Genomic DNA, 10,360 nt, shown 5'->3' with positions numbered 1-10,360 from the left:
AGATGTGTATAAGAGACAGGGCTGGCGCCGCGCCCGGCCGGCGCGCGCGGCCTGTCGGCGCTGGCCGACCGCTTCGGCGAGGCCTTCCGCATGGCGCTGCTGGCCATGAACGCGCACCGGCTGCGCACCTTCCTCACCATGCTGGGCATCATCATCGGCATCGCCTCGGTGGTGGCGGTGGTGGCCCTGGGCGCGGGGTCGAGCCAGAAGGTGCTGGAGAACATCAGCTCCATCGGCACCAACACCATCGAGGTGTTCTCCGGCACCGGCTTCGGCGACCCGCGCTCGGCCCGGGTGCGCAGCCTGGTGCCGGCCGACGCCGACGCGCTGGCGCGGCAGGACTACGTCGACAGCGTGACGCCCACGCTCACCAGTTCGCTGACCGCGCGCTACCGCAACGTCGAGGCCTCGGTCACCGTGACCGGCGCGGGCGAGCAGTACTTCCGCGTGCGCGGCGTGGAGATCGCCCAGGGCGCGGCCTTCGACCGCGGCCACGTGCAGCGCCTGGACCAGGTCGCCGTGATCGACGACAACGCGCGCAAGACGCTGTTCCCGAACGAGCCCGACCCGGTCGGCCAGGTGCTGCTGCTGGGCAGCGTGCCGGTGCGCGTGGTGGGCGTGGCGGCGAAGAAGGACAGCGCCTTCGGCAACAGCGAGGCGCTCAACGTCTTCGTGCCCTACACCACGGCCATGAGCCGCATCGTCAACCAGAACTACCTGCGCAGCATCACCGTGCGGGTGCGCGACGACGCCTCCACCAGCGCGGCCGAGCAGGGCATCAACCAGCTGCTGCTGCAGCGCCACGGGCGCAAGGACTTCTATGTGCTCAACACCGACAGCATCCGCCAGACCATCGAGGCCACCACGCGCACGCTGACGCTGCTGGTGGCCTCCATCGCCGTGATCTCGCTGGTGGTGGGCGGCATCGGCGTGATGAACATCATGCTGGTGTCGGTCACCGAGCGCACCCGCGAGATCGGCGTGCGCATGGCCGTGGGCGCGCGCCAGGGCGACATCCAGCAGCAGTTCCTGATCGAGGCGGTGCTGGTGTGCCTGCTCGGCGGCGTGCTGGGCATCTCGCTGGCGCTGGCGATCGGCGCGGTGTTCGCGCGCGTCGGCGGCGACTTCAACATGGTCTATTCCACCGGCTCCATGGCCGCGGCCTTTGCCTGCTCGACCCTGATCGGCGTGGTGTTCGGCTTCCTGCCCGCGCGCAGCGCGGCGCGCCTGAACCCGGTCGACGCGCTGGCCCGCGAGTGACCCTTTCCAAGAACATGCGCAAGTCCCTGCTCACCCTCCTCTTGGCCGCCGCCCTGCTGGCCGGCTGCGCCGGCACGCAGCCGCCCTACGCCGCGCCGCAGGCCCGCGTGCCCGCGCAGTGGCCGCATGGCGGCGGCGACGCGCGCGCCCTCACCGGCGCCTGGTGGACCGCCTTTGGCGACCCGGCGCTGAACCAGTTGGTGCAGGACGCGCTGGCGGCCAACAACGACCTGGCCGCCGCCGGCATCCGCGTGCGCCGCGCGCAGTTGCAGGCCGGCCTGGCCGAGGCCAACCTGCTGCCGCAGTTCAGCGGCAGCCTCCGCAGCAGCGCCGCGCGCGGCCTGGACGGCGGCGGCAGCACGCGCGCCAGTTCCAGCACGCTGGGCGCGAGCTACGAGCTAGACCTGTGGAACCGCCTGGGCGCGCAGCGCGATGCCGCGCGCTGGGAGGCCGAGGCCACCGCGCAGGACCGTGAAGCCACCGCTCAGGCGCTGGCCGGCACCACCGCCACGCTGTACTGGCAACTGGGCTACCTGCGCGAGCGCATCGGCGCGGCCGAGGCCAGCGTGGCCTATGCCGAACGCACCCAGGCGCTGGTGCAGGCGCAGTACCGCGCTGGCGCCGTGTCTGCGCTCGAAGTGGCCGAGACCACGCAGACAGTGGCCAGCCAGCGCGCCGCGCTGTCGCAGCTGCGGCAACAGCAGGTCGAGGCCGCCAATGCGCTGGCCCTGCTGTTCGACGGCCGGCAGGCCGATGCCGCGGCCCGGGCGCCGCGGCAATTGCCGCGCACGCCGCTGCCCGCGGTGGCAGAAGGCCTGCCGGCCGAGCTGCTGGGCCGCCGCCCCGACCTGCGCGCGGCCGAGCTGCGCCTGCGCAGCGCCTACGCCACCGTCGACGCCACGCGCGCCAGCTACTACCCGGCGCTGACGCTGACCGGCACGCTCGGCGGCTCCAGCAGCGCGCTGTTCAACGTGCTGCAGAACCCGCTGGCCACGCTGGGCGCGGGCCTGAGCCTGCCGTTTCTGCAGCGCCGGCAGATGGACCTGAACATCCGCGTCTCGCAGACGCAGTACGAAGAGGCGGTGGTCAACTTCCGCCAGACGCTCTACCAGGCGCTGGCCGACGTGGACAACGCCCTGTCGGCGCGCAGCCGCCTGGCCGAGCAGTCCGCGCAGCTGGAGCAGTCGCTCGCCGCCGCGCAGACGGCCGAGCGCCTGTACGAAACCCGCTACCGCCTGGGCGCCGTGCCGCTGCGCACCTGGCTCGACGCCCAGCAGACCCGCCGCAGCGCCGAAACCGCGCTGGCCGAGAACCGCTACAACCGGCTGGTGAACCACGCCACGCTCTACCGGGTGCTGGGCGGCGGCACGGACGGCGCCGGCTGATGCTCCTCTTTTAATAGCTACAAGCCCAGAAAGTACCTGGGCTACAGGCACTTTTCTTTCAAAAATCGGGGTGCGCGCCCACCACCAGCCCCGACGCCACGCCGCCGAACAGATCGCCCTCCACCAGCGGCACGCCCGGAAAGGCCGCCGCCAGCGCCTGCTGGAACGGCCGCAGCGCCGAGGAGCCGCCGGTCAGGTAGATCGCATCGGGCGCGGCCAGGCCGGCGCGGCGCACGCACTCCTGCGCGCAGGCCAGCACGCCCGCCAGCAGCGCGCGCAGATGCGCGGCCAGCGCGGCGGCGTCCAGCGTCAGCGCCAGGCCCGGCTCGACGAAGGACAGGTCCAGCGCCGCCGCCCCGCTGCCGGAGGCGGCGATCTTGGCCGCCTCCACCGCATGCGCGATGCGGTGGCCGTGGCGCTGCTCCAGCACCGCCAGCAGCCGCGCATGCAGGCGCGGGTCGCGGTAATCGCCGCGCAGCGCGCGCGCCGCGCGCAGGGCCGCGGGCGCGGCCAGGCGGTGGATCAGGTGCCAGGTGGCCAGCTCGAAGAACACGCTGCTCGGCACCTCGCGCCCGCTCGGGCCGGTGTGGCGCAGGCCCAGCAGCGGCATGACCTCGGCCAGGTTCAGCGCGCGGTCGTAGTCGGTGCCGCCGACGTGCACGCCCGCGGTGGCCAGGATGTCGGCGCTGCGGTCGGCGCGCCGCGCGCGCTCGGGCCCCAGGCGCACCACGGTGAAGTCCGAGGTGCCGCCGCCGATGTCGGCCACCAGCACCCGCGCCTCGGCCGTGATGCGGCGCTCGTAGTCCAGCGCCGCGGCAATCGGTTCGAGCTGGAAGGCGATCGCCTCGAAGCCCGCGCTGCGCGCCGCCTGGCCCAGCGCCGCCTCGGCCTGGGCGTCGCGCGCCGGGTCGTCGTCCACGAAATGCACCGGCCGCCCCAGCACCGCGCGCGTCGGCCGCATGCCCAGCCGGGCCTCGGCCCGCGCGGCCAGCTCGCGCAGGAAGCGGGCGACGATGTCGCGGAACGACACCGAGGCGCCATGCACCGCCGTCTGCTCGTCGATCAGCGCGCTGCCCAGCAGGCTCTTGAGCGAGCGCATCAGCCGCCCCTCCTCCCCCGCCAGATAGCGCGCGATCGCGTCGCGGCCAAAGTGCGTGCTGCGCCCCTCGTCCTGGAAGAACATGGCCGTGGGCAGCGCCGTCGCCGCGCCCTCCAGCGCCAGCAGGCGCACCCCGCCCGCCCCCGAGCGCGCCGCCACGGCGGAGTTGGAAGTACCGAAATCGATGCCCAGCACGGGCGAGACCAAAGAGGGAGACCGAGAAGCCATGCGCGACAAAGGCCGCCCGCGCGGGCGGGCCGGCGGGGGACGACGGGAAAGGGGGGCGGATTGTAGTGGCCGCCGGCAGGGCGCGTGGCAGATCCTTGGAATGGCTGCGGTGTGCGCCATGCATCCCGTTCCAACCGGGGGTAAGCCAACGCGAGGAAGTGTTCCGCGTTGGCTTGACTCATTCCTCGAAGAAGCAGCCGAGTTCCTCCAGCCTGGCCCGGTAGCCGGCTGCGTCGTTGTCGGGCTTGGTGCTGATGCCGGCGAAGGTATCGCTCTCGTGCTTGAACTTCGCCGCCGCCTTTTCATGGATGGTGGCGACCCCGGCCTGCGGAACACACACCAGGCCATCCTCATCGCCCACCATCAGGTCGCCGGGCGCCACCACCATGCCGCCGATGGCGATGGGCACATTGATTTCGCCAGGACCGTTCTTGTAGGGTCCACGATGGGTGATGCCCGCGGCGTACACGGGGAAGTCGTGCTGGCGGATCCATCCATAGTCGCGCACGGCGCCGTTGACGATGATGCCCGCGAATTTCTTGGCGATGCAGTAGGCCAGCATCCGCTCGCCGACGATGGCGTTGGTCAGATCGCCATTGGCGTCGACCACGATCACATCGCCTTCTACTCCAAGGTTTAGCGCCATGTGGGTGAGCAGGTTGTCGCCGGGGCACGTCTTGACCGTCAACGCCGGACCGCACAGCGTCCCCCCCGAGTGCATTGGACGCAGCGCTGGCCCACCGGCAGACAGTCGCGACATCGAGTCGCTGATATTGGCCACCGGAATGCGCTTGAACTTTTCGATCCAGTTGACGCTGACCGCACTGCGGCGCTTGAGAACCTGGAAACCTGGTTGCATGAAAAACTCCTGTCGAAGAAAGACGGGTACGCCGCTTCGGCCCTATTCGCCCGGATGGACGTTGGCGCTCTTGATGACCTGGGCCCAGCGGACTATGTCGGCACGCTGCACTGCCGCAAGGGCCTCTGGCGCGCCGCCCGCCACGTCCAAGCCCAGCTTGTGCAGGCGCTCGAGGACGGTGGGATCTTTGAGTGCCCTGTTGAAGGCCGCGTTCAGCCTGGCAATGACGGCAGGGGGCGTGCTGGCCGGCACGAAAGCACCGAACCAGGCATCGCTGGCAAAGCCGGAGATGCCCGCCTCCGCCATGGTCGGAACGTCAGGCATGCCAGGCAGGCGTTGCGGCGACGTCGTGGCTATGACCCGTATCCTGCCGGCCTGTACTTGTGCGGCGATGGACTGGGTAGGAGCGAACATCATCGATACCTGGCCTGCCAGCAGGTCGTTCACGGCCGGTGCGTCTCCCTTGTAGGGCACATGCACCATGTCGATACCGGTCTTCAGCTTCAGCAGTTCACCCTGCAGATGGAGCACGGTGCCGTTTCCCCCGGAAGCGAAGCTCATGGTGCCGGGAGCGGCCCTCGACGCCTTCACGATGTCCTGGACGGTGAACCACGGTTTGTTCGCCGCGACTGCCAGCACGGTGTGTGAAACGGCAATCTGAACCACCGGCGCGAAAGCCTTCACCGCGTCATAGGGCAGCTTGGACTGCAACGAAGGAACGATGGCCATTGGCCCCGTCGAACTCACCAGAAGCATGTAGCCATCAGGCGCCGACCGCGCGACATACTGGGCCCCGATAGCGCCCGCGGCGCCTGCGCGGTTGTCGATGATGATGGGCACGCCCAGGTCTTGACCCAGCTTTTCCGCCAGGCTGCGCGCGATGACATCGCCCGAGCCACCCGCAGCGTTGGGCACCACGTAGGTGATGGCCCTCTCTGGATAGGGGCTGGCCGCCAGGGCGCAAGGTGCATGGGCCGCCGCGGCCAGAGCAACATGGGCCGCGACGAGCCACGGGGAAAGAAGTTTCATGGCAATACCTGTTTTGGAAGTTGGGAATGAGCGCTTCAGACAGCAGCAAAGCCGTACAAGGCCGCTGGTGTGTCCGCCAGGATTTCGCGGCGTTGGGCTTCGGCGGATGCCCAGTCCAACAGCAGTGCCAGCATGTCTTCGTCAGCCGGCTGGGGCGTGCCCTCCAGGGTCGACAGCACATGCGGCCAGTCGCTGCCCCACACCAGACGGCCGGTGCTGCTGACCACCAACTGGCGACCGAGGGTGTGCAGTACCTCTTCCCGGGACGTGCCGAGCAGTTGCGCCGAAGACGCCAACGACAGCTTGACCCAGGTATTGCCTGCATCCACAAGCCGGCGAAGCACCGTGTAAGCAGGGCTGTCCACACCACCGTCTTGCGGGATACGGGCCATGTGGTCGATGACCAGCGAAACACCCACAACCGCCAATGCATCACCGTGGGCGACCAACTGCTGTGGTGTCAGCATCAACTGCACATGCCAGCCCAGAGGGGCGATGCGCCGGGCGATTGGCGCCAGAGTGTCGAACGGCGTGGACTGGCCGCGCGCCAGGTTCAGACGCACGCCGCGCACACCGGCTGCATGCAGCTCTGCCAATTCAGCATCCGTCGCGCCGGGAGCCAGGGACACAACGGCCCGCCCCTCGGCGCCGAGTGCGGCCAACCCGTCAAGGGTGCTGCGGTTGTCGAGCCCATACGACGACGGCGCCACAACGACGGTGCGCGTGGTACCCATGAGAGACTGCACTGCAAGGTACTGTTCCATCGGGGCCGGCGGAACCGGCTGCGCACCCGGCGCGAAAGGATAGCGGCTGTCGAACACATGCATGTGGCAGTCGCAAGCACCCGCGGGCAACACGGGCAAAGGGCGAGTCGTCACTGCAACTCCTGCTTCTGGCGCAAGTCGAACTCGCGCGTCGCGTCGTCGTAGAACTTCAGTTCATCGGCGTAGAAGCGGCTGAAGTCGTGTACACCCAGAGGTGCAGCGACGATGCCCAAGCCATCCATGGCCGCGACCACGGCGGGCTGGCGCACCACGTCCAGGATGGCGGCGGCTAGCTTTTCGTTGACCGCCGCGGGGGTACGCGCCGGGGCCAGCAGGCCCCACCAGCCGACGGCCGTGAGGTTCGGCACGCCGGCCTGGGCCATGGTAGGGACATCGGGTAGGTCCTTCATACGCTCGGTGCCAGTGACGGCCAGGGCCCGCAGCTTGCCGGAGCGCACCAGCGGCAGGGCCTCGCTGGCGGTGGTGGTCATGAAAAGCACCCGCCCGGCGATGAGGTCGGGCATGGCCTGCGCGCCGCCCTTGTACAGCACCTGCACCGCGGGAATACGGGTGTTGCGCACGAAGATCGCATTGTTGGCCGAGGCCGAGCCGACCACGGCATACGAAGCTTGGTCCGGGTGCGCATTTGCATAGGCCACCAACTCGGCCACGTTGCGCACCGGCGACGCCGCCGACACGATGAGGATGGCGGGCGAGCGGGCCAGGCGGGCGACAGGCGCGAAGTCCTTCTGCGCGTCGTAGCCTAAGCCAGTCATGGCGGCACGGTTGACCGCTATGAAGGTCGCGCCGATGAGGAAGGTGTAACCGTCCGGCGCGGCCCTCGCGGCGAACTCGGATCCGATATTGGCGTTGGCCCCAGGCTTGTTGTCGATGATGACGGGCTGGCCCAGCTTCGCCGCCAGCAGCGGCGCCACGATGCGGGCGACATTGTCCACGCCGCCGCCGGCTGCATAGGGCACCACGAGGTGGATGGGCTTGTTGGGCCACTCGGCGCGGGCCACGCCGCAGAAAGCCAGGGCCGTGGCGAGGCCGCACAGCAGCCGTCGCTTGGGAAGGGCAAGGGAGGACGTCATGGCGGTCGCCCGGTTCATGCTGCTGCGGTTGCGGCCGGAACGACCCCGCGCGCGACCAGTCGGCGGGCCAGCCGCGGGTACACACGCAGCGCGTTGCCTCCCAACACCTTGGCGCGGTGCTCGGGCTGCAGCCAGTCCACCGCGTCGATATAGCGCTTGGTGTCATCGTAGTAGTGCCCGGTGCGCGGGTCGATGCCCTTGACCGCGCCGACGATTTCGGACGCGAACAGCACGTTGTCCGGCGGCACCACGTCCAGCAGCAACTCGATGCCGGGACGGTGGTACACGCAGGTGTCGAAGAAAACGTTCTTCATCATGTCTTCCAGCGGCGGTCGCTTCAACTGCTGCGCCAAGCCGCGGTAGCGGCCCCAGTGGTAGGGCACGGCGCCTCCGCCGTGCGGTATGAGGAAGCGCAGCGTGGGAAAGTCCTTGAACAGATCCGACAACAGGAACTGCATGAAGACGGTGGTGTCGCCATTGAGGTAGTGCGCCCCGGTGTGGTGGAAGTTGGGGTTGCAGGAGCAGCTCACGTGCACCATCGCCGGCACGTCCAGTTCCACCATCCTTTCGAACAGCGGGTACCAGTGGCGCTGCGTCATCGGCGGGTCGGTCCAGAAGCCGTCCGTGGGGTCGGGATTCAGGTTGCAGCCGACGAAGCCGAGTTCTTCCACGCAACGGGTCAGTTCGTCCACGCAGTTGGCCAGGCTCACGCCGGGAGACTGCGGCAACTGGCACACGCCAACCAGTTCGTCCGGGAACATCTGCACCGCGCGGTGGATCAGGTCGTTGCAGGCCCGCGTCCAATGAAGGCTGGTGGTGGCGTCGCCCACATGGTGGGCCATGGCCCCGGCGATGGGGGAGAACAGCGTCAGATCCACCCCGCGCTCGCGCTGGATGCGCAGTTGGTTCTTTTCCAGGGACTCGCGGATCTCGTCGTCGCCGATGGTGAAATCCGGCGCCAGTGCCTGGCCGGCTTCGAAGGCAACGGTCTGGCGCGCACGGTAGTCCTTCAGCGCGGCAGGCGCGGTGGTGTAGTGTCCGTGGATGTCGATGATCATGGTGGCGGGCTTTCAGGGAGCGACGGGCACTGACCTGGAGGGGCCGACGCCGGCCTCCTCGTAGACAGCGGCGGCATCGGTGGTGATGAGGAAATGCGGTGTGTTCGGAGGGGTGAAATACACGCTGCCCGCACCGAAGGGCCGTGCATGGGCAAGGTCGGCTACCCGGCCGATGCCGTAATAGATGGTGCCGCTCATGATCGTGGTGATGCGGGCGTCCGGATGGGTGTGGGCGGCATTGGCGGTTCCGGGCTCCATGCGCACGCGTACCAGGTACAGGCCCGGCTCGGCCGCGTTGCCCACCAGTGAGGCCGAGCTGATGCCAGGCTTTCCGGCGCCGCGCAGCACGATGTCCTGCGGCTGCCACTGCACCGCCTGGGTGGAGTCGCCCTGAGGGCCGTGAATACGCAGCACCGGCCGTGCATCGGCCTGCTGCGCCAGTACGCCGCCGGTGGTGCCCAGCAGCGCCAGGGCGACGGCGGCTGCAACGCAGCGTCGAGAGGACAAGAGCTTGGTGGACATGGTCACTCCGTTTCGATGTTGAATTCGTGGATCAGATCGGCGTAGCGTTTGATTTCGCTGCGGTAGAAGCGGGTGAAGGTGGCGCGGTCCATCACCCCGGGTTCGTAGCCTGCGGCGCGCAGCTCTGCCAAGGCCTTGGGGTCCTGCATCACGGCGAGGGTTTCCTGCTCCAGGCGGCGCAGCACCGATTCGGGCGTCCTGGCCGGGGCCACCAGACCCCACCAGGCCGTGACGCCAGGGTTGTGCACGCCGGCCTGGGTGAAGGTGGGGGCATCGGGCAGGGCCTCAGACCGGGTGCTGCCGGTGACGGCGATGGCAGTCAGCTTGCCGCTCCGGACATGCGGCAGCACCTCGCTGGGAATGGTCACCATGAAGGTCACCCGCCCGGCAATGAGGTCGGTCATGGCCGGTGCGCCGCCCTTGTAGGGCACGTGCAGGGCAGGGATGCCGGCATATTTGGAGAAGATGGCGCCGTTGATCTGCTGTCCCGAACCATAGCCAGTGGAGGCGTAGGACACCGCACTCGGGTGCGCCTTGCCCCAGTCCACCAAATCCTGCACCGAGTGAATGCCCAATTGCGAGGGAACCACCATGATGGAGGGCGCTCGGGCCACGGCAGCGACTTGCGCGAAGTCGCTCAGCGCGTCGTACGGCAGGTTCTTGGCCATGGCGCGGTTCACAGCCGAGACGGACGACGTCATCAGCAGCGTGTAGCCATCGGCGGCAGCCTTGGCCACGAAGTCCGCCCCCATGTTGGCGTTGGCCCCGGGCTTGTTGTCCACGATCACCGCCTGCTTCAGCCGCTCGCCCAGGTGGGTGGCGACGATGCGCGTCACGATGTCCACCCCGCCACCCGCCGCGTAGGGCACCACGATCTTTACCGGCGCCGCGGGCCAGACCTGTGCTTGCGCACTTCCGCAGAGGACGGCGAGAACGGTCCAGCCCAGGCTGGTGATGATGGGTCGCATGGAGTCTCCTTTGTTGCCAGTAGCCGAGTGGTGGCACTGTAGAGAGCCTCGCGCAGTGAGAAAATGGGGGTCCGCCAGACGGACCCTCCCCCTG

Annotated in this window: 9 protein-coding genes and 1 pseudogene; 2 read left to right on the top strand and 8 right to left on the bottom strand. The window is 68.9% G+C overall.

The annotated features are described in order from the left end of the window. Positions 1–57: 57 nt before the first annotated feature. Together JHD63_RS19915 and JHD63_RS19910 are read left to right on the top strand one after the other, a co-directional pair. Positions 58–1,260 (top strand): annotated as a pseudogene (locus JHD63_RS19915) (ABC transporter permease); the annotation flags it as partial. Then, positions 1,257–2,645, top strand: coding sequence for an efflux transporter outer membrane subunit (locus JHD63_RS19910; protein WP_370590587.1), 1,389 nt, complete (start codon positions 1,257–1,259; stop codon positions 2,643–2,645). The pseudogene JHD63_RS19915 and the gene JHD63_RS19910, both read left to right, overlap by 4 nt. Positions 2,646–2,703: 58 nt before the next feature. Here JHD63_RS19910 and JHD63_RS19905 read toward each other — a convergent pair whose 3' ends face one another. The 8 genes from JHD63_RS19905 to JHD63_RS19870 all read right to left on the bottom strand — a co-directional run bounded on the left by JHD63_RS19905 (position 2,704) and on the right by JHD63_RS19870 (position 10,266). Beyond that, positions 2,704–3,972, bottom strand: a complete 1,269-nt coding sequence (locus JHD63_RS19905) for an Hsp70 family protein (RefSeq protein ID WP_198972545.1) — start codon at positions 3,970–3,972, stop codon at positions 2,704–2,706. A gap of 178 nt (positions 3,973–4,150) precedes the next feature. Further along, on the bottom strand, positions 4,151–4,831 hold the full coding sequence (locus JHD63_RS19900) for an RraA family protein (protein ID WP_198972544.1): 681 nt from the start codon (positions 4,829–4,831) through the stop codon (positions 4,151–4,153). Positions 4,832–4,873: 42 nt separating this feature from the next. Then, positions 4,874–5,860, bottom strand: a complete 987-nt coding sequence (locus JHD63_RS19895) for a Bug family tripartite tricarboxylate transporter substrate binding protein (RefSeq protein WP_198972543.1) — start codon at positions 5,858–5,860, stop codon at positions 4,874–4,876. Positions 5,861–5,895: 35 nt separating this feature from the next. Then, a complete protein-coding gene (locus JHD63_RS19890; RefSeq protein ID WP_198972542.1) occupies positions 5,896–6,687 on the bottom strand; it encodes an amidohydrolase family protein in 792 nt (263 codons plus the stop codon). 47 nt (positions 6,688–6,734) lie between these two features. Beyond that, complete coding sequence (locus JHD63_RS19885; RefSeq protein WP_198972541.1) at positions 6,735–7,718, bottom strand: Bug family tripartite tricarboxylate transporter substrate binding protein; 984 nt, start codon at positions 7,716–7,718, stop codon at positions 6,735–6,737. 14 nt (positions 7,719–7,732) lie between these two features. Then, complete coding sequence (locus tag JHD63_RS19880; protein WP_198972540.1) at positions 7,733–8,776, bottom strand: amidohydrolase family protein; 1,044 nt, start codon at positions 8,774–8,776, stop codon at positions 7,733–7,735. Positions 8,777–8,788: 12 nt separating this feature from the next. Then, the gene (locus JHD63_RS19875; protein WP_198972539.1) at positions 8,789–9,298 is read right to left on the bottom strand and encodes a cupin domain-containing protein; all 510 of its coding nucleotides are present in this window, start codon (positions 9,296–9,298) and stop codon (positions 8,789–8,791) included. A gap of 2 nt (positions 9,299–9,300) precedes the next feature. Beyond that, entirely contained in the window at positions 9,301–10,266 is a 966-nt protein-coding gene (locus tag JHD63_RS19870; RefSeq protein WP_198972538.1) for a Bug family tripartite tricarboxylate transporter substrate binding protein, read from the bottom strand. Between the last annotated feature and the right edge of the window lie 94 nt (positions 10,267–10,360).

It is taken from the genome of Xylophilus sp. ASV27 (genome assembly GCF_016428875.1).
Taxonomy (GTDB): domain Bacteria; phylum Pseudomonadota; class Gammaproteobacteria; order Burkholderiales; family Burkholderiaceae_C; genus Xylophilus.
This window is presented reverse-complemented; position numbering and strand designations above follow the sequence as displayed.